This is a genomic window from Flavobacterium xinjiangense (genome assembly GCF_900142885.1).
Taxonomy (GTDB): Bacteria; Bacteroidota; Bacteroidia; order Flavobacteriales; family Flavobacteriaceae; genus Flavobacterium; species Flavobacterium xinjiangense.
This window is the reverse complement of record NZ_FRCL01000009.1, coordinates 104,726-131,177: the sequence shown is the minus strand read 5'-3', so window position 1 is coordinate 131,177 and position 26,452 is coordinate 104,726. Positions and strand designations below refer to the sequence as shown.

23 protein-coding genes are annotated in these 26,452 nt (G+C 34.1%); 2 read left to right on the top strand and 21 right to left on the bottom strand.

Features of this window, described 5'->3' with window-relative positions; genetic code table 11:
• Positions 1-375: 375 nt before the first annotated feature.
• A complete protein-coding gene (locus BUC23_RS11965; protein WP_073209729.1) occupies positions 376-1,515 on the bottom strand; it encodes a lipoprotein N-acyltransferase Lnb domain-containing protein in 1,140 nt (379 codons plus the stop codon).
• 718 nt (positions 1,516-2,233) lie between these two features.
• Positions 2,234-3,304, bottom strand: a complete 1,071-nt coding sequence (locus tag BUC23_RS11960; RefSeq protein ID WP_456236310.1) for a putative type IX sorting system protein PorV2 — start codon at positions 3,302-3,304, stop codon at positions 2,234-2,236.
• A 634-nt stretch (positions 3,305-3,938) separates the two neighbouring features.
• Between BUC23_RS11960 and BUC23_RS11955 the strand changes: the two genes are divergently transcribed.
• Entirely contained in the window at positions 3,939-4,649 is a 711-nt protein-coding gene (locus BUC23_RS11955) for a CDP-alcohol phosphatidyltransferase family protein (RefSeq protein WP_073209725.1), read from the top strand.
• Between the two features lie 7 nt (positions 4,650-4,656).
• A complete protein-coding gene (locus BUC23_RS11950; protein ID WP_073209723.1) occupies positions 4,657-5,520 on the top strand; it encodes a glycoside hydrolase family 25 protein in 864 nt (287 codons plus the stop codon).
• Between the two features lie 492 nt (positions 5,521-6,012).
• Here BUC23_RS11950 and BUC23_RS11945 read toward each other — a convergent pair whose 3' ends face one another.
• The 19 genes from BUC23_RS11945 to BUC23_RS11855 form a co-directional block, all read right to left on the bottom strand.
• Positions 6,013-6,381 carry a four helix bundle protein gene (locus BUC23_RS11945; RefSeq protein WP_073209721.1) on the bottom strand — a complete coding sequence of 123 codons (369 nt, stop codon included), beginning with the start codon at positions 6,379-6,381 and terminating at the stop codon, positions 6,013-6,015.
• A gap of 438 nt (positions 6,382-6,819) precedes the next feature.
• Positions 6,820-8,166: an O-antigen ligase family protein gene (locus tag BUC23_RS11940; protein ID WP_073209719.1), complete on the bottom strand. Its 1,347-nt coding sequence runs from the start codon at positions 8,164-8,166 to the stop codon at positions 6,820-6,822.
• A 21-nt stretch (positions 8,167-8,187) separates the two neighbouring features.
• Positions 8,188-9,264, bottom strand: coding sequence for a glycosyltransferase (locus tag BUC23_RS11935; protein ID WP_073209717.1), 1,077 nt, complete (start codon positions 9,262-9,264; stop codon positions 8,188-8,190).
• Positions 9,261-10,259 (bottom strand): glucosamine inositolphosphorylceramide transferase family protein, encoded by a 999-nt coding sequence (locus tag BUC23_RS11930; RefSeq protein ID WP_073209714.1) that lies wholly within the window; start codon positions 10,257-10,259, stop codon positions 9,261-9,263. The genes BUC23_RS11935 and BUC23_RS11930 overlap by 4 nt, the downstream gene beginning before the upstream one ends.
• Complete coding sequence (locus tag BUC23_RS11925; protein ID WP_073209712.1) at positions 10,260-11,396, bottom strand: glycosyltransferase; 1,137 nt, start codon at positions 11,394-11,396, stop codon at positions 10,260-10,262.
• Between the two features lie 22 nt (positions 11,397-11,418).
• Entirely contained in the window at positions 11,419-12,228 is an 810-nt protein-coding gene (locus tag BUC23_RS11920; RefSeq protein ID WP_073209710.1) for a class I SAM-dependent methyltransferase, read from the bottom strand.
• Complete coding sequence (locus BUC23_RS11915) at positions 12,228-13,226, bottom strand: glycosyltransferase family 2 protein (protein ID WP_073209788.1); 999 nt, start codon at positions 13,224-13,226, stop codon at positions 12,228-12,230. Before BUC23_RS11915 ends, BUC23_RS11920 begins: the two co-directional genes overlap by 1 nt.
• A complete protein-coding gene (locus BUC23_RS11910) occupies positions 13,226-14,764 on the bottom strand; it encodes a glycosyltransferase family 2 protein (RefSeq protein WP_073209708.1) in 1,539 nt (512 codons plus the stop codon). Before BUC23_RS11910 ends, BUC23_RS11915 begins: the two co-directional genes overlap by 1 nt.
• 2 nt (positions 14,765-14,766) lie before the next feature.
• The gene (locus BUC23_RS11905) at positions 14,767-15,909 is read right to left on the bottom strand and encodes a glycosyltransferase family 4 protein (protein ID WP_073209706.1); all 1,143 of its coding nucleotides are present in this window, start codon (positions 15,907-15,909) and stop codon (positions 14,767-14,769) included.
• A gap of 2 nt (positions 15,910-15,911) precedes the next feature.
• Positions 15,912-16,793 carry a hypothetical protein gene (locus BUC23_RS11900; protein WP_341868413.1) on the bottom strand — a complete coding sequence of 294 codons (882 nt, stop codon included), beginning with the start codon at positions 16,791-16,793 and terminating at the stop codon, positions 15,912-15,914.
• A 241-nt stretch (positions 16,794-17,034) separates the two neighbouring features.
• Positions 17,035-17,367: a GIY-YIG nuclease family protein gene (locus tag BUC23_RS11895; protein ID WP_073209704.1), complete on the bottom strand. Its 333-nt coding sequence runs from the start codon at positions 17,365-17,367 to the stop codon at positions 17,035-17,037.
• A gap of 154 nt (positions 17,368-17,521) precedes the next feature.
• Complete coding sequence (locus BUC23_RS11890) at positions 17,522-18,955, bottom strand: MBOAT family O-acyltransferase (RefSeq protein ID WP_073209702.1); 1,434 nt, start codon at positions 18,953-18,955, stop codon at positions 17,522-17,524.
• 29 nt (positions 18,956-18,984) lie between these two features.
• Positions 18,985-20,076, bottom strand: coding sequence for a glycosyltransferase family 4 protein (locus tag BUC23_RS11885; protein WP_244153802.1), 1,092 nt, complete (start codon positions 20,074-20,076; stop codon positions 18,985-18,987).
• A complete protein-coding gene (locus BUC23_RS11880; protein WP_073209700.1) occupies positions 20,069-21,469 on the bottom strand; it encodes a hypothetical protein in 1,401 nt (466 codons plus the stop codon). Before BUC23_RS11880 ends, BUC23_RS11885 begins: the two co-directional genes overlap by 8 nt.
• Positions 21,470-21,473: 4 nt before the next feature.
• Complete coding sequence (locus BUC23_RS11875; protein WP_073209698.1) at positions 21,474-22,214, bottom strand: class I SAM-dependent methyltransferase; 741 nt, start codon at positions 22,212-22,214, stop codon at positions 21,474-21,476.
• A gap of 77 nt (positions 22,215-22,291) precedes the next feature.
• Positions 22,292-23,230 carry an NAD(P)-dependent oxidoreductase gene (locus BUC23_RS11870; RefSeq protein WP_073209696.1) on the bottom strand — a complete coding sequence of 313 codons (939 nt, stop codon included), beginning with the start codon at positions 23,228-23,230 and terminating at the stop codon, positions 22,292-22,294.
• Positions 23,211-23,909 (bottom strand): acylneuraminate cytidylyltransferase family protein, encoded by a 699-nt coding sequence (locus BUC23_RS11865; protein WP_073209694.1) that lies wholly within the window; start codon positions 23,907-23,909, stop codon positions 23,211-23,213. The genes BUC23_RS11870 and BUC23_RS11865 overlap by 20 nt, the downstream gene beginning before the upstream one ends.
• Positions 23,909-25,066 (bottom strand): UDP-N-acetylglucosamine 2-epimerase, encoded by a 1,158-nt coding sequence (gene neuC / locus BUC23_RS11860; RefSeq protein WP_073209692.1) that lies wholly within the window; start codon positions 25,064-25,066, stop codon positions 23,909-23,911. Before neuC ends, BUC23_RS11865 begins: the two co-directional genes overlap by 1 nt.
• A gap of 297 nt (positions 25,067-25,363) precedes the next feature.
• Positions 25,364-26,380 (bottom strand): N-acetylneuraminate synthase family protein, encoded by a 1,017-nt coding sequence (locus tag BUC23_RS11855; protein ID WP_073209690.1) that lies wholly within the window; start codon positions 26,378-26,380, stop codon positions 25,364-25,366.
• Positions 26,381-26,452 lie beyond the last annotated feature (72 nt).

Sequence of the window (26,452 nt, the reverse complement as noted above, 5' to 3'; positions counted from 1 at the left end):
CTTTTTTCAAAGCAAACAATTTCATTTTGAATTCAAAACCACTAAAGATTACGGAATCATACTCCCCTCTTAACAGCTGCTCGGGCTGTGTCTCTTTAAGTCCTAAAAACACCATTAATTCCATGGCCGCATTCCCCTCTTGAAATCGAAGATTCAACGACTCCAAAATTAAATAACAACCGGAGTTATGGAGACTAAAGGTGTGTTCCTTTGAATCAAATCACCATTGATTCCACAATCACATTCCCCTCTTCAGAGGGGTTAGGGGTGTGTTACTTTCACTCCTAAAAACACGCTTGATTCCATGGTCTTACCCCCCACTCTAGACGGGACTTAAGAACTTGAATCACAGCTATATGTATCTTGCCATTTTAATTAAATAATAATCGGAATACGTTTCGTATTTTGAATAGCAAGTCTCACTAATAATACGGCACTTGTAATGACAAGAGGCAATACAATCCATAAATGCGCTTTGTTAATCAGGATCACAAGATAAATAGCTAACGATACAAGGTTGAATAAAGCCAGATTGTAAAGACCTTTGGTGTTCTTGGTATAGTAAAAATACAGTAATAACAATAAGCTTGGATTAAACAGCAATATGTTATAATTGTATGCCAGTTCTTTATGAAACGAATAATAGCCTGCAAAGGCGAAGAAGAGACCCAATAAAGCCATGATAGTAAGGTAAAAAGCGGAGACAGGCTTCTTGTTTACCGCGATAATGCAACCAAGGAAAAAAATATAGGTATAAACATTGTTCCACCAGGATCCCGGAACTGCTGTGGGAAACTCCAATATCGTTTTATTTTCCCCAGTCAACGGATGGTTCTTGTAGAAAACCTTTTTTAGACTTTTTTGTAATTCAAATGGTAGAAAAATTTGTGTTCCCAGGCCATCTACTTTTTTTCCAAAAATGATGCTGGTGCCTAGTTTTTCATAAAAATGATTGTCGAAATAAGGAAAAAGAATCGTTCTGTAGGTAATATCAGTATCTGCGTTCTTTACAATTGCGGTGGTGTCCAATGTTTTATTGATTATATCGACTACCATGGAAGTACAGTTTTTATCGATAAATTTATAGGTATAGTGGCTTTCTCCCGAGGCTAAAGACGTATTCAAATTATCAAATAATTTTTGTTTTAGCGGGTACGGAATATTTAATTCTTGTTCGTAAACGGATCTTTTCTCATACTGATACTCATTGATGAAATCAGCGTAAGAATGAGCGACTGCAAAATATTGTAAATCTCCTTTTATAAATTTCAAAACAAAATTAGGGGTGTTAAAATCAAAAGCACCATAATTGTATACGACATCAATATTGTTGAAAGGATCGCTGATTCGGATGGCTGTATGTCCAAAAAGCGAATAGGATTCATTGCCAGTTCCGCAAGTCAAGACACTGACTTTTGCTTCTTTAGATAAAAGAAGGTTTTGAGCAAAACTTACAGGTATAGTTAAAAACAAGAATAGAATAAAGGAGATTTTCTTTAAAGAAGATGTATTCATTTAGGACACTATTAAAATATGGAACACGGATTGTACAGATTGAACAAATTTACACGGATTTTTCTGTTCAGCATATAAAATCAACACGAATTTCACGAATTGTCACTAATGGTTTTGTGTAAATTAGTTCAGTAGATAAAAGTTAACACGAATTTCACGAATGGTCACTAATGGTTTTGTCCAAATTAGTAAAGCAATGCCTGTGCTATTTTTTTTAGCAGATAAAAAAATAGATTTTTTTATTTCAAAGAAAATGTAGGCTTTTTTCTTTTCATAGAATCATTACTATTTAAGTAATGGATAAAATTTAATTTCGCATTTTAATAAAGCACTAAATTTCTTTACCGCAGATTTCACAGATTAGAACAGATTAATTCGTCATGTAATTTTAAAAATCTTTTTAATCCTTCTAATCTGTGCCAATTTTTTTTTTAATATTAAGTAATGGCTAAAATTTAATGTCGTATTTTAATAAAGTACTAAATTTCTTTACCGCTGATTTCACAGATTAGCACAGATTAATTCGTCATGTAACTTTAAAAATCTTTTTAATCCTTCTAATCTGTGGCAAAAACTCTTTTTAATAATTGCGACAATATATCTTTCTTGCTAGTTATGAAATGTTTTCACCGCTAATGCGCTAATTGTTTTTTTGTAGATTTTTTTTAATTAGCGAATTAGCGATAGATTTTGCTTTTATTTTAATCTGAATAGCGGTTTAATTCCTAAAAAGACTCAAATCCACTTTTATTGAAAAAATATTGGAGTATAAAGCGGCACTTTGATTGCCTAAATCAGTCAGGGCATAATCAACCTGGATGCCTTTGTATTTAAAACCTAATCCGATATTAGGTTGGAATCCTACTTTTTCGGTATTGTCTAACTGTTGAATATTTTGAAAATTTCCTACACCGGCACGCAAGAAAACCAAGTCTGTATAGCCAAATTCAAACCCTAAGGCGGGATCGATACTCACGAAATCAGTCGAGATTACATCATTGGTTTTAGTGAACCGCATGTTCATATTGGCAGCAGCCAAAATACTGTAGTCATAATGAATAATGATTTTTTTAGCTATTCCCAGCTGCGCTTTTGGTGCTGTAATCTCCGTACTTTCGGGTAATTCCTGATTTTGGTCAGAAATGGCATTTGCTATTTTTTTGTATTCTTCCTCATCAATATTCCATACATTATACGTGGTGGTAATATCACGAAGCATCAACCCGAATTGCCAGTTGTTTTTTTCGAATTGTATTCCTGCATCAAAACCAAATCCCCACGAGTTAGCAAACTTTCCTATAATTCTTCGAATTACCTTTGCGTTCACGCCGTATTGAAATCCAGGAACTGGCAATTTGCGGGCATAGGAAAAGGTAAAACCATAATCGGCGGTAGAAAAGAGACTGATTCTATTGTAGTCAATATTACCTTGGCTGTCTATTAATTCCGTTGTGTTTAAAATATCATCCACACCAAAACGGATTAAAGAAATCCCCCAGGCACTTCGGTCGTCTATTGGGCTTCCATAGGCCATATAATCGTATTGGGCAATATTCGCAAAGTAATTAGCATGCATTAACGAAACCTGATTGTCTTCCAGATGGATTAAGCCTGCAGGATTCCAATACCCTGAATTCACATCATTGGTAGAGGCCACCACTGTATTTGACATACCTAATGCCGCAGCATCAACGCCTATATTCATAAACTCATTGGAGTATTTTCGGACTGCCTGACTGTAATGAGCAGTGCAAACCAAAAGCAATAGAAATAAGAAAGCTTTTTTCAAATGGACTTTTTTTACAAACCGAAGGTCTGTTTAATTTTTATCAAAAATATAATTTTTTACTGAGCTTATTTCTTCCTCGGATTAAATAAATTTAGTAATGGAATAACACCTATGATAGTGAATACGATTTACTTTATTCTATTATTACTATTATTTCGACTTCTTTACTTAATAAACAATTAAAAGTTAAATGTTAAATGTTAACGGGGGGAGAATTCCCCTCTTAAAATCGAAGATTCAACGACTCCAAAATTAAATAACAACTGGAGCTATAGGCGCCAGGGGTGTGCTCCCTCGATTCCTAAAAACAACATCGATTCCACAATCACATTCCCCTCTTAAGAGGGGTTAGGGGTGTGTTTTTTTTTTTAAAATGCAAATGTTTCATTTTTTTAATGCTACTCTAAAGTATTCACTGTCCTTAAAAACTACAACAAACTTTGAGTTTATTAGACTTACTATTGGTATTTAAGTAAGTAACTCGATTATTATAAATTTAAACAACCTGTTCAGGGTTTAAAACCGGGAAAGGGTTATGCAAACCGTAGCTGTTAAAAATCTCTAGTAGAAAACGTACTTTTCCTTCACTTATTATGCTAAATTTGCCAACTTTAGATCCCTAAACGTTATACCTATGAATATTAAAAAACACATTCCGAATTTAATTACTCTACTCAATCTTTTTTGTGGCTGTATAGCGATTGTTTTTGCGGCTAAATTGGATTTTGAAATGGCTTTTTATTTTGTATGTCTTGGAATATTCTTAGATTTTTTCGATGGTTTTTTTGCCAGATTGTTTAAAGTGTCCAGTCCGTTGGGATTGCAATTGGATTCTTTGGCCGATATGGTTACCAGTGGCGTAGTACCAGGATTTGTTATGTTTTTTTTGTTATCAAGCAGTCAGCACGAGCTGTCCGTTAACCCTATGATTCCTTATCTGGGATTCATTATTACGCTGGGTTCTTGTTATCGTTTGGCTAATTTTAATATTGATACGCGTCAAACCGATTCTTTTATAGGATTGCCTACGCCTGCCAATGCACTGTTTATTTTGAGTTTGCCTTTGGTTTTAAAATATTCAGATTCCCTCTTTACGTTGGAAATTTTGACAAACCAGTTTGTTTTGCTTGCCATAACGGTATTAAGCGCTTATATCTTAAATGCCGAGATTCCGTTATTTTCATTGAAGCTTAAAAAGTTTAACTTTAAAGACAATGCACTTCAAATTGTCTTTTTATCTCTTTCTGTATTGTTATTGGTTTTCTTCCAATATTTAGGAATTCCTTTGCTGATAATTCTTTATGTTTTGCTATCGGTAGCGAATAATAAAAGGGCAATAAAGTAGTTTTTGAATGAGAAAAAAAGTGGTAAGAAGAAGAACGACGGTAGTTCGTAAACCCAAAAAGAAAGCGTCTGTTTTTTCAACTAAACTGCTGCGTTTTTCGCTTGTTGCTTTTTTTGTGGTACTTCTTATTGGCACTGTGTATCATTACCGTAATGGACTGGCCTATTATTTCAGTTTCAAATCAGATAAAGCTTTAAAAGAAAAAGCCGAAGCAAAACGTATTTCGGACGTTCGGAATTTCCAGGTTTTAGAAAATCATGAGGGGAAAAGTATCGGTTTGGACGTCTCTGAGTATCAGGGAATAATCCGCTGGTCTTATGTAGATACTTTAGAAAAAAAATACCCTTTAGACTATGTGTTTATTCGGGCAACCGTAGGAAAGGATAGGAAAGACCGTCAGTTTAAGCGGAATTGGCTTGGCGCCAAAGAAAATAAAATGATTCGGGGCGCTTATCATTATTACCGCCCTAACGAAAACTCCCTCGAGCAGGCAGAACTTTTCATTAAAACCGTTACGCTCCAGAAAGGAGATTTACCGCCAATTTTAGATATTGAAAAACTGCCTAAAAATCAGTCGCTGGACAGTTTGAAAGTCGGTTTGAAACGATGGTTGAAGGCTGTGGAATCCCATTATAAAGTGAAACCGATTATCTATACCGGCGAAAAATATTACGATGATTTTTTAAAGGACGAGTTTAGCGATTATCTCTTCTGGATAGCCAATTATAATTTTTATCGAGAAAAAATGGATTCCGACTGGCTGTTCTGGCAATTCACAGAAAAAGCTTCCGTTCCAGGGATAAAAGGAAATGTAGATATCAATATTTACAATGGTGATTTACAACAACTGCAGTTCATCACTGTAGAATAGTTTGCAGTGGTCAGTGAGCAGTGGTCAGTGTTCAGTGTTCAGTATGCATAGTGATGAATGTTCGGTGCTTAGTTTACTCTATTCAGGTTTATCTGGAATTGGTTGTTTTTAGAAATATACTTTAAATCTATTAGGTATTAACAGTAAATCGAGACTAATCACTGTGATTTTTTTGATATTGAACACTTCTTTTAAAACTAATCACTGTCAGCTTTTTTCGAAACTGAACACTGACCACTTCTTTTATATCTGAACACTGATCACTGAACACTAACCACTTCTTTTATATCTGATCACTGAACACTAAAAAAGACTGAACACTGATCACTGAACACTGACCACTAAAAAATCTGATCACTGAACACTGACCACTGATCACTGACCACTAAAAAGACTGACCACTAAAAAAGACTGACCACTAAAAAAGACTGACCACTAAAAAAGACTGACCACTAAAATCTGAACACTGATCACTGATCACTGCCTACTTCGCTACACCCCTACACCAAATTTCTGAGGATTTAAGATCATGTAATTAATTAGCTTTCCAACCTCATTACTTTCGTTTAATAATTCGTTGTAAACACTTTCGTTTATATAGTTGCATTTAAGTGAAAACTCAAGCCAAACTTGAGTCTCTGAATTTTCAGCATCTGAATCGGTTAATTTGCTATGAAAATTTTTGGGATAGACTCTTTTTCTATAGGATTCTGATATATTAGCCGATACACTTCTGGAAGAACGTCTAATTTGATCCGTTAATGAATACATTTCTTCTTTTGGAAACCGTTTAGTTATTTCAAAAATTTTCATAGCTAATGAAAATGATTTCTGATACGCTAATAAATCTTGGAATTTCATATTTACTTATTTAAAGCTGATTACTAAAAAACCTGAACACTGACCACTTTTTTTAGAACTGAACACTGACCACTGATCACTGATCACTGATCACTCTTTTAGAACTGATCACTAATCACTCTTTTAGAACTGAACACCGACCACTGAACACTGAACACTCTTTTAGAACTGAACACTGACCACTGAACAAGGACCACTTTTTTTAGAACTGAACACTGACCACTGATCACTGATCACTCTTTTAGAACTGAACACTGAATACTGAATACTGACCACCAAAAAAAACTGACCACTGACCACTTTTTTTAGAACTGAACACTGACCACTGATCACTGACCACCAAAAAAAACTGACCACTGATCACTGAATACTGATCACTGATCACTAAAAAAGACTGAACACTGATCACTGATCACTGAACACTAAAAAACCTGAACACTATTCCTCTTTCTTAACTCTATTCGGACTCCCCAGCTGCACATTCAACAAAGACAATGAATACACAAAGGCCGGTGCCGCCGTCCGCATCGCAGCATGGTTGATGGTTAAAAACCAGAAAGTGACAAAACACAGCATAAACATATTAAACTTATTTTCCAGATACAAAACTAATGGCGTAAAAAATAAGATCAGTAAGCCTAGTATACCTAGCGTTCCATGTTCTGCTAGCATCCGGGTAATTTCATCATGAGATTGTACATCACTACCTATTTCTAGCGCCCTAATTTCTACCCCTTTTCCAACTCCCACCCCAAATATAGGATTCTTAAAAAACATATCGATTTCACTACGCGCTATATCTTCCCTTCCGGTCAATTGACTTTCCTTAACTCTGCCCTTAGCATCCTTGTTAGCATAACGCTTATCAATAAGTCCTCCCGTCTGGAATGAGGTGTAACCCCAGGTTGCCATCATGGCTAAAGTGACAAATACAATAATATAATTGAGTTTTACTTTTCCTCTGTAATTGGATTTAAAATACAGAAACAACAATAACAAAACAATCATGATAAAACCGGTTATCATTCCTCCTCTGGAAAAGGTAAGCATCCCACGATAGCTAATGTTAAGTGCGATAATCAAATTCGTTAGTAACATAAATTTAGTTGGAGACTCTAATATTACCCTCGAAAAAAAAATAAACATCCCCAACCCTAGAAATGTAGCCACCTGATTCGGTCCATAGCCTCCGGATGTTTCAAAATTCGATTGCGTACTGGTGATCACATCCCGAACGTTAGGGGTATACAAGGTTAAATAAACCATACAGCTAATAATGGGCAGCCCCATGCTCAATAAAATACTGTTCATCTGCTCCAAAGCTATTTTTCGCCTGTACGTATATAAAGAAGCTAATGCCAAACAGACCGGCCCGGACATATAAAAGGCAATAGTCTTTCTGACATTGTTGTCAAAATCCAATACAAAAGTGGAAAGGACAATGCTGGGCACTAATAATAACAAAAAAATCCAATAAGGCGTTGCCCCTTTGGACAATCCGCTATAATACATTCCGATAAAAAGAAAAATCATCACTCCATATTTCGAAAATTCATAGGATATGTTTCCGCCTGTCATTCTCAGCAGCACTTCGCTCCCGGTTATATAGGCGGCCACCATCAAGGATTGGTGATTTCTATTTTGCGTTTTTACAACAAAATAAATACCAAATAGAAAAATGGAATAACCATACAATTTTGCTGTAAAAGGAAGTACATAAACCATAATACCTATTGCAACATGGAATAGAATTAAATACAGATACGATTGTTCTTCTTTTTTCATGTATTACAGTTTTTTGTGTGTTTAAAGTATCTTAGCATAGTGGGATAATAAAACGTCGATAACTTTATTTTTGGAATAATTATCGCAAACCACTTTCTGCAAATGTAATGCAAAGCAATTTCTTAGCTGTTTGTCAGTAATCATTTTGAGAAGTTGATTTTGTATTTGTAAATTATCTGAAGGATCAAATAATAAGCCACTGTTATTGTCTTTGATGATTTCGGAACAAAAGCCAACATTTGTGCAAACCACTGGCAATCTTGCTAAACCATATTCTAATAAGGTTAATGGAAAACCTTCGGCTGTAGAAGCTAAAATTCCTATTGAAGCCTGTGCTAAAATATGTTGTACATCATTTTTAGAACCATAAATAAAAATAGAATTTTCTAAATTATTTCCTCTGATAAAATCTTTTAAAACAATTGAATAATTGTCGTTATAATCTTTTCCTACTAGATGCAAACTCCACCCTAAATCACCTATTTTCATCTCATTAAAAGCAATCAGAATTGAGATATGGTTTTTAGGATCTTTTAAATTGGCCAAACAAACAATACGTTTTTCATCAGTCCCTCTCAAAAAAGTTGTATTTTCATGAACTTGTTCTGATGTTGCAAAATTGGGAATATAGTAAACCTTCGTAAGAAATAAATTTTTCTTCACCCAAGCCTCTAACTGATGGTTGACTACAAAAACAGAAGAAAAAAGAAATGAAGAAAGTAACAAAGCCAAATTATCCATTCTGGATTGGTGTACTCGTGCCCCATAATGCTCGTGCCATATAATTTTGATCGTAGGATATATCAATTTTAAAAAAAAGGCTAAAAAAAAGGAGGTTCCATGTGCGTGAACAATACTTATTTTATTTTTTTGAACAAATGATCTTAATCTAAAAATTGATTTTAAATCAAAGGTACTTTTTTTATTCAAAAACAGATAAGAAACCTTTTCAGCCAATTCGTTTTTCAAAATACCTTCTTGTCGGGTAGCCACCAAAGCAGAAAAATCAATTTGTTTAACTAAGCCATTCGCATAATTAACCGCCATACGTTCTGCACCACCTGCTTCTAAACTATCTATTATTTGAAGTATCCTCATTTTTTTAATATCCAACTTTTAAAATCCAAATAACTCATTTTAAGAGGCCCTCTAATATTCAGATGTTTAGTCGTACTCTTTAATCGATTCCCATCATAAACATAATAGTAATGATTGGCATCGATTCGTTGCACATCCAAATGATGCATTCCGGCATTAAATGCGGCTATATTTTTATTCGCCATTAAATAAAAAGGATTTTCTCTTTTTACATCATAACTTCCGCCATGAAAGGAAAAACGATACAACGATAACCCATATCCATAGCCTTTGGTACAATTTTGCACGGGTAAAACCAATCCTTTTTTATCGACAAAAAAACGACCACCCGCTCTCGCCTCAGTTCCTATCAAAGCAATTGTTTGTTTTTTATGCAATTTCCATTTCCCAAACAGCGAGTCAGCTTGATACAAGTACATGTTTTTTTCATAATCCGTCGCAACTAAAATATTTAAAGAGTCCGACAAATAGATGGAAGGATCCACGAGCGCAACATTGGCAATCAAAGTATCACAAATCCTCCAGTCGAAAGGAAAATGATATGCTTTATACAGCAACACCATATTAGCCTGTTTCGACTCCGGTACCATATAAAAAGTATTCTTATATTTAAAAACTTGCGGATAAGACAAGTGAAACTTCTGTGTTAGAACAGTGCCCCGATACTGATACTTTTTCCCGTCTGTTGAGGTCATTAAACCAACATCCGCATTAGATTTCATTTTCTTATGTTCAAAAAATAGGTAAAAAATGCCTTTTTCTTTAACAAAAAAGGGATCGGCAAGAAATACGGTACTGTCATTTTTAGCTTTCAATTTTTCGATAGAATAAATAGAGTTTTTACTGACATCGATACGTTCAGGATAGCCAACTGACTCGCCATAACCTATGGACCAACCTCCTCCTTCTTGTTGAAAAAAAGGAGTTCTATAGTTGATTATAGCTAGCAATGCAACTACAAAAAAAAGAAACCCAAATAGGTAGTGCTTTTTCATTTATTTTTTGAATTTGGAATCATGTTTTAATAAATCCCTAATTTCTCTTTCAAAAACATCTAAAGTATAGTTCCTGGACCAATCCGAGGCATTTCGACTTTTAGTATCAAAATCCATTTGAGTATGCAATAGCGTTTCAATCTGTGTAGTATCTTTTTCCAAATCCATTGCTAGCAAAATGCCTCTACTTCCTTGGTCAAGCATAAAGGGCACGCAAGAAACTGCCATTGCTAGTGGTATACAGCCCCAAAACATTCCCTCTGCAATGGCTTTTGGCCAGCCCTCACTATCGGAAGGCAAGATCACAAAATGACTCTTTTGATAGGCTTTTTGAACAGTCTCTTTAGATTGATTCCCTTGTAATTCAATTAACGCTTCTAATTGATGGGCTATAATATACTGTTCAATTGTAGCGCGTTCTATTCCTTCTCCATATAAACTAAGGCATACATCATATCCTTTTTTAAGCAAGTCTTCCACCAACTGAATAGCGTACAAAGGATTTTTTCCCTTCACTAAAGTTCCCACAAAAATAAAATTAACACGTCCTTTCACCTCTTTTTTAGTAATAGGTAATTTATCAATTTCTTGATAGGTGGCAGTAAAAAAAGGCTTAATGTTTTTGGAACTCCCATCCCAATCACCATAAACCAACACCTGCATATTTCGGGTCAGAAACGTATTGTTGAGTATCCACTGTTGCAATTTATACGTCCAGGGCTGTTTAGACTTAGGATCCCAATTACCGGCATATTTAGCTGTTTTTATTTTTTGTGGGAAAGCAATTTGTACTAGACAGGCAACTAAACCAGTATTACCAGGACAACGCAAATGGATGTGATCAGCAGATTTCATTGCTTTAAAAATTGTCCAAATAATTTTGGGCATTTTTAAAACGGTACTAAAGACACCTTTTAAATTCAAAACATCGAAGCCCTCAATAGGCGAAAATTGAATATTATGATGTTGATACGGTTTATCTACAAGAGTTTTTCCTGTCTTTATTATTGGCGCTACCACAATCAATTCCTCTACATACTTTGCCCAAACATTCATTTCGCTTACATAGGGCGCATAAGCAAAGTAAGTATTACGTTCAATGATATGAGGTACATGGGTAATGATTGCAAAAGTCATCGTTTGATATAAAGTTAAACAGTTATTTCTTCTGCATCAACATAGTTAAATGCATACAGCTAAACATCGCGCTATCAGATGCAGAAGATTCATGCCAATCTTGTTGATGCCATTTTTGTCCAATTAATTTTTTGTTGTTTTCTGAAATAGGTAAAATATTCAAAAATGCAACCCATTTTGATTTACCAAGAAGACCACGCCTCTCCTTAATTACAAAAGCTTTTTGAAATTGATAAAACGTTTTTTTAGTTAATGGCCATTCCCAAGCGGCATCCGATTGAAAGGGACGATAAAGTATTCTAATTATTTTTATAGGCAAACTAGTTTCCAAAGGATCGTAGCTTATTATTTCACCCTCAGGAGCTAATTTTTCATTTAATTTATCAATTAGAATGTTGATATTTTCAAAATGATGTAAGACACCATAAGCATAAATCAAATCATAATCTTTTTCAGCAAAATCATCAGACAGAAAATCTACCGCTTCAGCTTTAGCATTTGGGAAAGGTTTCAACCTTTCGTTTAATTTGTCGATAGCAACGTCACTCAAATCAATCCCCAAATAGTCTTTAGCATTTTCAGCAAGATACAATGACCAGTAATTCCCTGAATGACATCCCAAATCAAGGACTCTTTTACTGGACAAATCACCAAACCATTCTTTGTGCAAAAGATAGGCCTGGTCTTGAATACCAATGTTTTTCCTAATCGTATTAAGTAGTCCGTTTCTGAATTTCGCCCAAATTGTTGTAAATAAATTCTGCTTACTATTATTGTTGTAAAATTTTTTTTGTTTTTTATTAGTTTCTAAAATGGCTTCTGTTGTTTTCATTACGTTGCTTTTGGTTTATTAAAAATCAAACTCCACCATCCCGCCATTCTGCCTAAGGCTTCGGCAAAGGCTTCCTTTCTCATCACGGTTGTAAATGTATTGCTAAATCTAATTGCTGTCAACAATATAGTGATAGAATGCCATTTTAATTTTGCATTTAAGGAAGGCTTAGAATTTTTAACACGCCAAACATACCAACCATTACGCACCACCATTTTACCGTATTGATATTGATTAGGTCTTCCTGAGACATCATGATAATGCTTTAATTGGGCCGCAGTATTCAAATACAACTTTCCTACTTTAGCTACTCGTAGCGTAAAATCCGCATCTTCATACAGACCATAGCCCTCAAAATAAGTGGAGAATTGCAAGGTTTCGAAGACTCTTTTCCTAAAAGAAGAAACACCTCCCATCAACATTTCAACTTCATATATTTTACCGCTTGGAGGCAAAAAACCAACACTTCGACCATGTGAAAATAAAGACGAAAAACCAGGTGGGCAATCACTATCCAATCCCAATTTCTTTCTCAGTACAAATCGACTGCCATCCTTTCTCTTCCAGCCGTCGTAATAATACTCATCTATTTTAGGAGAATAATCTTCCCCTACAAACTCGCATTGAGATTCGTTTATGATATAACCTCCAGCACCTTCAGCTTCAGGATAAATTTGGTAAGTTTTTAATAATTGCTCAAAATAATTAGGTTCCAAAACCGTATCGTCATCCAAAAAACAAACTATTTCAATCTCTTCCCCTACAACCTCTATACCATAATTTCGTTGCTTGGTTAGCCCACGATGCTCAGGGGACACCAAAAAATATTTTAAATCCTCAAATCGATTTTCTTGTAAAACAATTTCTGTTTCTTCATTTGTCGAGCCATCTATGATTAAAATTTCATTAGGATATAGAGTTTGTCCCTTAACCGATTGCAACAATTGAATTAAAGGTTTTGGACGCATGTAAGTACAAATAATTAGAGAAAATTTCATCATGCCTTTTTTAATTGATTAGCCCAAAATAGGCTCTGATTCCATTGTTTTTGAAACATTTTAAAATAACTGTATGGGTTTTTAATATTCTGATGTTTATAAAACTTGAAAAACAAAGTAGTTTTATAACCCTTAAGTTGCTCTTGAGTATTATGCGAAATAATATATAGCATAACGGTTGGTGATGGCTTTGGCTGAATAGGATCATTTTGCCATAGCAATACCGGTTTTGTTCGAAAACCTCCAATTGGAGCCTTCAAATGAATTATTTCAGGTTTGGGTAAATACAACACATCATACCCTTTATTTCGCAATTGCATCCCAAAATCAGCATCTTCACCATAACCAAACTCCAGCGCACTATTAAATCTAACTTTATCTAAAAGATTTCTACGAACAAAACTATTTCCAGCACCAAAAGTAGGCCACTGTATTACTTTCCTATATTTTTTGTACTCATTTAGTTGAGGATAAGAGGTGGTTACCACCTCACTTCCAAATTGTTTTATATTTTGAAAAACTTCTTGAATTAAATCAGGCTCAAAACGATTATCATCATCTGCCAAAAATACCCATTCGCTATCTGTATTATTCAACGCTAAATTCCTTGCATTACAAACCCCCGCTTGATGTAAAAAAAAATGCTCGATTGCAAAAGGCCAGTTTTCGTCATGGATATAATCCAATTCTGTTTTACTTCCTTCTTGAGGATTTTGCTCTACAATAATAATTTTATTGGGTAGAAATGTTTGTTTAGAAAAATCTTTCAATACATCAAACAAATAGCCTTTCCTCCCAATAGTTGGTATAATGACATCAACAGTTGTCTCGCCAATGATGTTTAGCGATGATTGTACTTTTATAGTATCTAGATTTATATTGGTATTTAGTCTATAGTCGTAAAAAAGAGAAAGCAGAAACGGCCAAATTGGAAATTTCCTTTCATATAAACCTATATTTAATAACAACAAAAATACCCATCGGGTCTTATAATGCTGTTTTACAAATCGAAAAAGTTGATAAAGGCTAGCTTTAGTAGTATTTTCAAATTCTCCATTTTTTAATAGTCTCGGTGAGGAATAACAAAGCAAACCTAAAGGCATAGCTAATTTTGCAATAGAGTTCAAATAATATTCAAAATCAGAATCGCAAACTATTTTATCTTTTAGTGCATTTAAAACAGCAGCATGAATAACTCCAGCAACACTGCTCATTTGCCAGGTTGGATACGATACCTTTTTATTGACATTAATAAATAAAGACTCCTCAACATAGCCTATTGTACTGTCAAAAAAATTATGTTGTGAGGAGGAAAAAGACAACATCATTTTATCATGATGAAACAGCGTTTTTATACTTTCTAGATTCAATTGTTCTTTCACTGCTAAATGACACCAAACTAGTTTTTCATTTGGAAACTGTTTTGCAATCTCGTGTAAACCACTAGCAATAGTTTTTTTATAATCAAAGTCGATTTTTTGATTATCTGCAGTCAATACGTCTGTAATTTTAGCATTTATATGGTATACGATAATCAAAACTAGTTTATTAACGATTTATAAAATGACAAACTTTCTTGCGCAACGACTGTTGTACTAAATTTATCCATTGCCTTTATTCTCGCTTCTGTACCAAATTCTTTTTGTAATTGGACATTTTCCAATAACTGAATAATTTTATTGGCATATTCCAAATGATCAGTTGGATGTACCAAAAAACCATTTATTCCTTCATTTAGCACTTCAGTGGCCCAACCAATATTAGAAGCTACAATTGCTTTTTGCATCGCCATGGCTTCAATCCAAGAAACAGGCAAAGCTTCTGCAAATGAAGGAAATATACAAACACTTGCTTCATTTATGTACTTTTTTACATCCTGATAAGGTACGGCTCCTAAATAATCGACATTAATAAGTGCTTTCTCGGTAAAGAGTTTCTGCATCATCTGCCATGTCGAAGGATTCCCTGATACAATATCAGAAACATCTTTTCCCACTAGAACAAGTTTTGCCTGAGGGTATTTATTAATCACTTCATTAAAAATGAAGGGCAATTCTAACAATCCTTTTTTCCGGATTAAACTGCCAAAATACAAAATAACTTCATTAGCATTGTCATTATGGTTCTGACTAAACAAATCCATATCAATTGAATTCGGAATGATTGTGAATTCCTTATCTAAACCAAAAATTTCATTCGTTTTATCGGCCGTAAACTGACTTACAGACAACAATGCATCGGCTTTTTTTAAGGCTCGTTTTTCATGAAATTTATTGTTCCACTTTACAGGACGCTGATCCAAATGACAAAAATAAGTATCCGAACCATGCAGCCGAATAACAACGGGACATCTTTTTGGCGAAACAAAAGAGGTTATACCGGTCCAATCCGGTGCTTCAATCAAATCAATTTCATTATATTGGTATAGCGTATTAATTATTCTTTGGAGTTTTTTTCGGGTAAGATACCACGACAATCCTTTTAGTTTCACATTCCGTATTTGTTGGATACAAATACCATTATCATCAAAAACACCTTCTTCGTTCTGACCATATACTAAAACCCGGACCGAACAACCTTCCGCTAAAAGCCCTGCAGCTAGATTTTTGATACTAGTACCTATACCTCCAGAGCTGCCGGTTTTCGGGTGTGGATATTCAGGAGTCAGAAAGGCTATTTTCATTTTTATTTATTAAAAAATTCGTTGATAATTACGGTCGTAAACTTGCGCGCACCAGTATCGTTCATATGACCGCAAGACGAAAAATACTGATCACCTTCAATAGCATTTTCATAATTATGAATTTCAGGATAGATGGCATTTACCTTCAGAAAATAATCCAATCCTTTAACATTAGAACACATGGGGGTCATGACTGCAATCAGATTAATATTATTGGCTTTACAAATTTGCTTTATTTCTTCATAATATTCATTATGCAACGGTTTTAAATTCGTTAAATCATTTTTCATATTCGCATTCGGATTTTTTCCTAAAGGATAATACCCTAAATGATCCAATAACTTTGTTGGTTTCTCTCTAGCTGCATCATACATTTCCCTAAAACCAATTTGGGGGTCAAAAACAATATACCTATAAAAAGGAATATAATAATTATCCCAAAAATGAGGCTGTTGGGCAAAATGGGATTCAATCACTTTAGAACGGTGAATATAGGGTAAAAACTTAGAAGCGACACTCTCAGACTCCTTTTCATTAGCCAAATTCAAATCAGCTTCCAATATCACATTTTTTATCGTATAATGACGCTCTACCATTAATTTCAATAATAAAGAAGCTTCAAACAAATGCCCGCCACTCATTCCATAATTAAAGGTTTTCAATCCTTTTTCTTCAAACAAAGGGGCCACAAAATGATTATTCGCCCGGGAAGATCCTAAAATCACCACGTCATAATGCCGCGCTTTTGAGTTGTAAACATAATCTATTTTCCCTCTATGGGAAGATTGCAAATAAACTTGAGTATAGGCAATATCTAAAACTACTAACACCATAAAGGTCAGTAGAAGTATTTTGATTGTAAAAAATAAAAAACGTTTCATCATTAAATTCTAATAGTATTATTTACGTTATTGAAAACGCTCTACTTGGCAAAACCACCTCATTACAACTTCAATTGTCACGTCGAAAGTTTACACTGAACGGAGACGAAGTACAGTCGAGACGCTTTCTGTTCAAAATGAATCGCAACTTTAGCTTGTTCCGAGTGCAGAGGTAGGACTCGTTCAACAAATGCACTTTAACAAGACGCGGCTGTCACGTCGAGCGCAGTCGAGACGCTTTCTGTTACTCTTCAATATCACCTTCATCCGGCTTATATTTATGATGTGTGGCATTTCTACACTCCGATAAATCCTGCAACATTTCAAAGCCTCCATCAATTAACGCTTGCTTTTTAACTCTACTCCATTTTTTTAATTTCTTTTCGAACTCAATAGCCTGATTAGGATTTGTAAAATCCTGATAAAAAACTAAAGAAACCGATCTTCTGCTATGCGTATAGGCTTCTGGATATTTACCTGCATTATGTTCCATAACTCTCCTATTAATATCAGAAGTCACTCCTACATAAAGAGTATCATCATTACAAAGAAGAATATATACATAATAGAATTTCATAATGCTGTTTTTAATTCTACATATTATCTCGACTAAACTATGTCACGTCGAAAGTTTATACGGAGCGGAGACGAAACTCTATTATAACCGCGATGCCCTTTGTCACGTCGAGCGTCAGTCGAGACGATCAGTACAGTCGATTCCGCTACTTATATTAAAACTGAAAATAAATAAATTCTTTATAATCAGAATACGTCCCCAGCGCTACAATCGCAGCAATACACAACGTAACTTTCAACCAACTATAGCTGCCTGAAATAGGTTCAATTTTAGTTCTTGCATTCCATTCAACAAGAATAAAAATAAAAATCAATAATAGAATTTCATAACTGTAGCGTTCATTTTCCAGGTATTGTATTTTAAAATTTTGGTCAGTAAAAATACGACTGATATAATCAAAAGCATCTCCTATCGATTTTGCACGGAAAAACACCCAAGCCAAACACGTTAAAACAAATGTACTGAGAATACTAAAAAAAACTTTCAGAGAACTAAAATCCCATCCTAGTGCTACAGTTTCTATATTAGACCGATTGGTATCTCGAAGTAACAAGGGCAAAAAATACAACGCATTGATAAAGCCCCAGGCGATAAACGTCCAGTTAGCACCATGCCAAAAACCACTCAATAAAAAAATAACAAATACGTTTCTGACTTGTTTTAATTTGCTGCCTCTACTTCCTCCCAAAGGAATATAAACATAATCCCGAAACCAAGACGACAAAGAAATATGCCAACGGCGCCAGAACTCGGCTATATCTCTGGAGAAATACGGATAATTAAAATTTCGCAACAAGTCCAATCCAAATAATTTAGACATCCCCAATGCCATATCCGAATAACCCGAAAAATCGCCATAAATTTGAAAAGCAAAATAAAAAGCGCCCAATATTAACGATAGGGAATTCATTGATTGATAATGATCAAAAATGGCATTGGCATAAGTGGCACAAGTATCAGCAATAACTACTTTTTTAAACAATCCCCAAATGATTTGATACACCCCTTCTTTGGCTTTTTCAAAATCAAACGTTCGCTTTACTTTTACTTGCGGTAACAAATGCGTGGCTCTTTCAATAGGACCAGCTACTAACAACGGAAAATAACTGACAAATAAGGAATAATCAACAAAGTTATATTCGGCTTTGATTCTTTTTAGATAGATATCAATAACATAGGAAAGTCCATGAAACGTATAAAAAGAAATTCCAACAGGTAAAACTACATTCAATAATAAGGGGCTAGTTTGCAATCCAAAACCGTTCAACAATTCCGAAAAGGAAGCAGCAAAAAAATTATAATATTTAAAAATACCCAAGAATCCGAGATTAACACTTATACTCAACCAAAACCAAAATTTACGAGCAGTTTCTGTCTTAGCTTTTTCAATTCGAATACCGGTATAATAATCTAAAAAAGTGGAGAACACCAACAGGAATAAAAACCTCCAATCCCAACAGGAATAGAAATAGTAACTGGCTACAATAAGCAGTGCATTTTGAGTGCTTTTGGTTTTATTAAAAACAAACCAATACAACACAAATACGATGGGAAGAAAAAGAGCAAAAGATAAAGAATTAAAGAACATAGAAGGCTTTGAGATTTGAGAATGTAAAATTAAGATTTATTATCTAACACCAATGCAAAATGTTGCTCAACCATTTTTTGCAAAGAGAAACCATTTTCCACAATTACTCTTGTATTGGATTGTATCGTTGCATGACCTAAATAAACCTTTTCAAGAATTTCTTTCAATTCATGAATATCTTTAGCTTTAAAAATATAGCCGTTTTCTCCATCAACTAATACTTCCTCATTACCGCCAACATTTGTAGTTATTACAGGAACATTAGCAGCTAGACTTTCTAATATAGACAAACTAAAACACTCCATGTGGGTAGGTTGCAGCATATAATCATAATTCAAAAACACGGCTTTCAGGTTGGGACTGCTGCCCATAAAAGCAAAACAATGCTCTACATCATGCTGTTTCATCTTTTCAACCAAAACACTTTTGTAAGGTCCGTCCCCGTAAAGATCAATTTTAATTGTCTTCTGTATTGAGGAAGGAAGCAGTGCGACAGCAGTAATTAAATCTTGAATGCCTTTAGATTCCCTTAAGTGGGAAGCTACTAAAAAATTTGGCTTTACTATGTTGCGATGATTTCTTACTTGAATATCTTCTAGTATAACACCATTGTAAATAGTCTTTGATTTTTTTACTAAATGAGGACCGAAATCATTTATAATTTCATTTACTGTATAGTTTGATACCCCAACAAATAAATCAATATATCTGGAAAACAAAATTCCTTTGATTCTTTTCTCGATTCTCTTTTTTAAGGAATAGTGGTAAATTGGTCTCGGATTATGGTCTATGGCAATTATTTTACCAGTACTGTACTGCTTTATTTTATAAAAAAAAGGAGTACATAATTCGATAAAATGGGTTATAATATGCGTATACTCTGTTTTATTAGTTTTACAAAAACTTAGAAAATAATTTTCTACCGCTTTATCCTCACTGCCAAAAACAGTTAAAGTGTTATACTCCCCATGATCCGATTGATTCGGAAAAAACCAATCCACCTGTATACCATTTGCTGCACATTGTTTGTCAAACTGCCAAAAAAAGTAATCCATTCCTCCCACTCTATCCGGTAGCAGTTGATAATTACAGAGTACTGCTATTTTTTTAGATTCAGTCATTAAATTGTGATAAAGTACTGACAATTCGCTTACTGGTTCCAAATAAGTCTTTACTTATTTGGAAATTAATCATTACCTTTCGTTGTGTTGTTCTGCCCTTAGGGTTAGATAAAGCAACATTAATCTGAGCAATTAACTCGGCAGTGTTTTTGGATACTGTCACAGATTGACTATCAATTACTTTTTTATAATGAACGTAATTCAAAAATCGCTGATCATTGTACAAACCATTTTCGGGATTTCCAAAAACGGTATTAATGACAGGCTTATCAAATAACATAAAGTCTAAACTCATGGTGGAACACATATTAATATTCAAATCAACATATTCTAATATGGAGCGTAAATCCATAATATCTTCCTCACTTGGAATACGTTGTGACCAACTTTCGACATGGTTTTCACGGGTCAGAATCCATTTTGGATTATTCCAGATAATTTCTGGAAACTCCGCTTTAATGGAAGCAAATCGAAAAGACTCTTCTGCGGGTGAAGTTCGCACCAACAATTGGCAAGGAATTCCTATTTTATTTTCTCTAAGTGCTAAAGCAATAGCACGTATCACAACAGGATCATTTGCTCCGATACTGGCATCGGCACAACTGAAACAAATCAATTTGTGATTCAGTTCTAAATTAAACTTGGAATAAAAATCCTGCTTTTCCATTTTGTATTTATCCATTACGTAAGGCTCAAATTGAGGCGTACCAACCACTTTTACATTTTCCTCCTTTACATTCGGATAAAAATACAATAATTCGTTTTTCATCAAATCACTCCAAACCAAAAAATAATCAAATGTCCCAAGCATCCTTCCTTTTGATGCCAAATTATCCCAACTAAAAATAAAAGTACTTACAGGTATTTTTGATTGAATCGCAGCATATAAAAAGGGAGCTAAATATGGGGGCCGTTGATGAGTAAAAAAGACATGAGAAGGCTCATCTTCTTTAAGTAATTTAAAATATTCTTTAGTTATTATATTTTTAGATAAAGAAAGAAATTGCAATTTTTCAACAAATAAAATACTCTTTTGTGAATGAATAAAATGAGTGAAAAAGTAAATAATTTTAATCAATATAGATCGTAAAGAATTTGTTTTAGGATAACCAGAAACCAAATTATCATTCATCCCATAAAACGTCTTATGTTTTTTTAAATGTGCTAATTCTTTCCATTTTCTAAAAATCCATGTCAGCTTACCTTCAGTAAAAATAGAAAGTTCTTTAATAACGATACGCGATGATACCGGAATAGAATGATAAGCTGATATAGGCAAACCGGAATAAATGATAACCTGATCAAATTGTTGTGTAGCTTCAGCAATGAAATCACTCATTACAAAATTTCTGAAGCCTACTCCATCTGTTATTACTATTCCTAATTTTTTCATTTTTTTAAGTTAATTTTATATGTACAATTTTCCATGGCAACATCAAATGTCCTTTAAATTGTGATCCTTCAACAATTCGAGTGGCAATATTTTTTCCTGCTGCACTTTTATGATCTTCATAATGGCTCATTATTGCTTTAGCATCAAATATATCTTCGTAAATAAATAGCTCTCCTTTATTTCCAATTATATTTTTCAAATAATTTTCATCATAAATATTTACATACATAAATGACTCAGGTTCTCCATTTTCATCAAAAACATCTGATAGGGCCTTTTTTGTTATTAAAACTTCATCACTTATTAGCATCCGTATAAATATATCACCCTTTGTAACACGAATGAGCTCATTAATTGCTTTTCCAATGTGAGGAATATGAGGAATAGTATTCGAACATATTGATACTTCATAACTCTTATCCTCCACGACTAAACTTCTAATATCTCCTAATTGAAATTGATAATTTGTGTTTTCTTTGAAAATATCAATTGCATCAATTATATGTTGTTCTGTGATGTCAATACCTAAATATTGAAAACCATCTTTTAATTTTTTTTCAAGACTTAAAATAAAGTGTCCCGTACCACAACCTGCATCGAGTATGGAATTATAACTTTTTGCTTTTTCAAATATTAATTGCGAAATTTGCTTTGCCGCTTCCATTTCACTTTTGATTCCTTTTGCTCTATCTCTTAGTTCTTTGTGATAATAACTTCTTTCCGTCCAATAATTCCATTTTGCCATTTTATTTTCTATTTGCAAATATACTTATGCATTTTTAATTCGTTTCTTTTAAACAATACCTTTATTAACAATATATTTTATATTAATCCTTTCAAAAAAATTTCGACAATAAATTCCTCAGTCATTGCCATGGACTCTTTTGTTGCGCCAGCAATATGAGGAGTTATAATCACGTTATAATTTTGATTTGCCAAAAGGACTAACGGATTCACGGCAATTGAATCTGGATCCAATTCATTTTTCAAAACATCGGTTGCAACTCCAGTTAACACTCCATTTTCAATCAGAATGGCCACTTCTTTTTCATCCCATATACCACCTCTCGAGGTATTTATTAAAACCGAATGTCTTTTAAAGTGAGATAACAATTCTTTGTTTACAAAATTTTTATTTTCAACCGTATAAGGAATATGAATACTCACGATATCGGCCCACTTACACAGTTCTTCAGGAGTTTCAAATTTTTTAAATTGACTCTTTATCGAAACTGTATCAAAAAAACCGACTTCCATATCAAAAACCCTTGCAAATTTGGCCACTTGATTACCTACTCTTCCTAAACCTAAAATCCCTATCTTTTTTTCTTTTAAATTACTATTAATGAATAAATTTCTATCCCATTCTCCATTTTTAACATGATGAAATGAGGAAGGGATTTTCTTTATTAAAGACAATAACAAAGCCCAAGTATGTTCGGCTGTTGATGGGATTGTGCCAAGGAATGCTGTTTGATTTTTTAGTGAAATTACTTTTCCCCCAATACTTTCAAAATAAATCACATCAACATGATCTAATCCAGTTGTAGCGGTCAAAATATATTTTAGTTTTTTTGCTTTCTGAATAATTTCTATATCTATTGAAAAACCTAATCGCACAAAAAGGACTTCAAAATCGCTAATCATCGCAATTAATTCTTGTTTACTTTGTACATTGACTGTTTTTACTTCAAATTGATTTCGCAAAGCTAATAAAGCTTTAGGACTAAAATCATTAGACTCAGTGATTAGTATTTTCATTTTTCCAATCTTGGTATAAAAGTGTTGCCAATTTAAAATCTCTTTGAGTATCAATGTTTGCTAACCAATCAGGATTCATTATAAAAGCTAATTTATTTTCGACCATAAATGATTTTTGTTCAAAAAAAGCCTTTGTTCTAACTGCATAAAAACAGCCATTTCTATAATAAACTGGATTTAAATCTTGTCTTCTTAACGTTTCACCATTTTCTAAAAATGAAGTTAACATACTATTATCAGCTAAATTATACATTCTCGCTGGATGAATCTCATTCATCGGTACTACACTTATAACACCATCAGTTTGCGGATTTTCTTGCAACAATCTAATTATATCATCAAGGTCTTTAGGGGTTCGTAGGGGAGATGTAGGCTGCAGCAAAACTATTATATCAAACTCTTCATTAAGAAATTTGTAAGCATGCTCAACTGCTGTTACAACATTACTAGTATCATCAGCTAATTCCAAAGGTCTTTTAACTACTTCTATCTTATAATTACTTACCATAGCTGCTATTTCATCACTATCGGTAGAAACAACTATTTTTGAAACTAATTTAGAGCTATTAGCGCATTCTATTGCATGTGCTATTAAAGGTTTACCGCCAAGTAACTTGATGTTTTTTTTCGGCACTCCTTTGGAACCACCTCTAGCGGGAATAACAACTAAAATTCTCATTAGTAGGTAATAGTTTTATGAAATTGTAATGGTAATTCATTTAATAATTCAGCAATCTGAGTTCCAGCATTCCCGTCTCCGTAAATAGAGGAGGAAATTGATTTTCCTCTTTCTACAGAGTCTAAAATAGCTTCTTCAATCCTATCCTGACAATAATCAACATCTATACTATTACCCCCACGATCTCTTCTGTTTTGACGAGAACCTATATTAACAACAGGAACTCCTAAGAAAGCGCATTCCCTTATCCCAACACTAGAGTTTCCAATTAAACAATCGCTGTGTTGTAGCAATTGTAAAAAATCTTTCCCTTCCATATTCTTAAAAAAATGAACATTGGGTAACTGGTGCTGTTCTCTAAAAGCGCGAATGCCTGTTGAAGTTCCGTCCGCTCCGGCATCCACGTTGGGCCAAAACCAAAGTGTGGGTTTATTTAACTTATGAATGGCTTCCAGGGTAGCTTCAATATGTTTTCTCGAATCTTGATATTCGGTAGTTACGGGATGCTGCATAACGACTAAATAGCCTTCAGACAAATTGGGTTTTGCTCCTACTCCACCATATTTTTCATAGGGATCAAAATGAAGTGTTTTACTTAGCAGTACTTCGTCAGCCAAATCAATGGATGGGCATCCGGTATTAAAAACCATCTCAGGATCTTCTCCCAATTTGATCACTCTTTCTTTAGCATTTTCAGAGGCTACAAAATGATAATCCGCCAGTTTTGTGATGGCATGACGCACTTTTTCATCAATATTTCCGGTGACTTCACCACCCTGAATATGTGCCAAGGGGATATTCATATAAGAAGCCGCAATAGCTGTAGCCATAGTTTCAAATCGATCGGCAACGGTTACGACTATATCCGGTTTTAAATTATCAAAAACGGTAGATAATTCCAAAATTCCAATTCCAGTTGTTTTAGCTGCGGCAGTTAAATTCTCTCCTTCCAATACATTAAATACTTTTGCAGCAATAGTAAAACCGTCTTTCTCAATATAATTCACAGCAGAACCATAACGATCCAACAAAGCGGATGCGGCAACAACTAATTGCAATTCCAAATCAGAATGATTTTGAATCGCCGACAAAACTGTTTTTACACGACTATAAGAAGGACGTGCCGTTATTACTACAACTATTTTTCTTTTTGGCATTTTAAGTGTATTATTCTTGGGTTTAAAAGTAGACAAAAAACGGGAAAGGGGGAAAGGTAATTTGATGACATTTTAATAACATACGTCAGTTCGAGTGATTTTTAAGGCTAAAAAACGATTTATTAATTAACAACTAAAGGATTAGCTTTAAAAATCGTATCGAGAACCGTGGTGCAACAGAAGCTTCTCGATACATTTTTGGCTTACTATATCTTTGTTTTCACAGCCTTTTCTGTGAAGCCAAAAACACTCGAAGTGACGTCCTGATAATAGAAGTGACGAATTTAAACTTTTCGTTTACAACAAATCTCCTTCATTCAAAAAATCCCATTGATCCAAATCCCTAATCAAAACCTTCCCTATTACTTCTTGAAATCGCAGAGCGTCAATCCCAAACCCTTTTGGCTTTTTAGCCTCTAAGTCATCAAAAGTAATAATATGATTTTTAGGCAATTTTTTATTGACCGCCAATGATTTTTCGAAAATCTGTTTGAGCTCAGAAAAATTACTGTTGTTATTTTTATCAATAGGATTGGAAATTGCGGTTGCAACATTTTTGACGGCTAAAACTAAATCTTTGGTTTCCGCGATGGTTAAAGATGCTTTGGCATCCGGACCAAAAAGTTGCCGGTCAAAAACAACATGAAATTCGAGAATACTGGCTCCCAAAGCAGTTGCTGCGATACAAGTTTCTATTCGGGCAGAATGATCTGAAAAACCAACTGCTATTTTATATCTTTCTTTTAATTCATTAATCACATTCAAACCATAGTGTTCTGGCATAGTCGGATAAGCAGTCGTACATTGCAAAATAGAAAAATTAACTTGTCTTTCCTTCAGGAAATCGACGGTTTGATCTAATTCCGCATAGGAACTCATGCCCGAAGATAAAATTACTGGCTTTCCTGTTTGTGCAATTTTCTCTAAAATCAAGAAATTATTCACCTCACCGGAGCCTATTTTATAACATTTAATTCCTATCTCCTCTAGCCAATCCACAGCTAAATTGCTAAAAGGGGAGCATATAAAGTCAAGACCCAAACTATCGCAATGACGTTTGATACCTTTCCATTGTTCCAAAGAAAACCCCATCCGTTTCCAATAATCAAAGCGGGTGTTGTCTTCTAATGAGAACTGCACTCGAAAAGGCTCGTGTTCACTACTTTCCGCTTCAGCTATATGCAGTTGAAACTTCACGGCATCAACTCCCGTTTGGGCAATTGCATTAATATAGGAATATAGAATACCCAAACTACCTTCATGTGCCTGACCAATTTCAGCTATAATATATGGAGATGATTTTTTTAGTGACATTTTTTCTTTAAGGATTGAGCTTTCTTCTTTTCTAGAAACAAAATTATTTGTTTTTTAGATTTCCAATTTTAG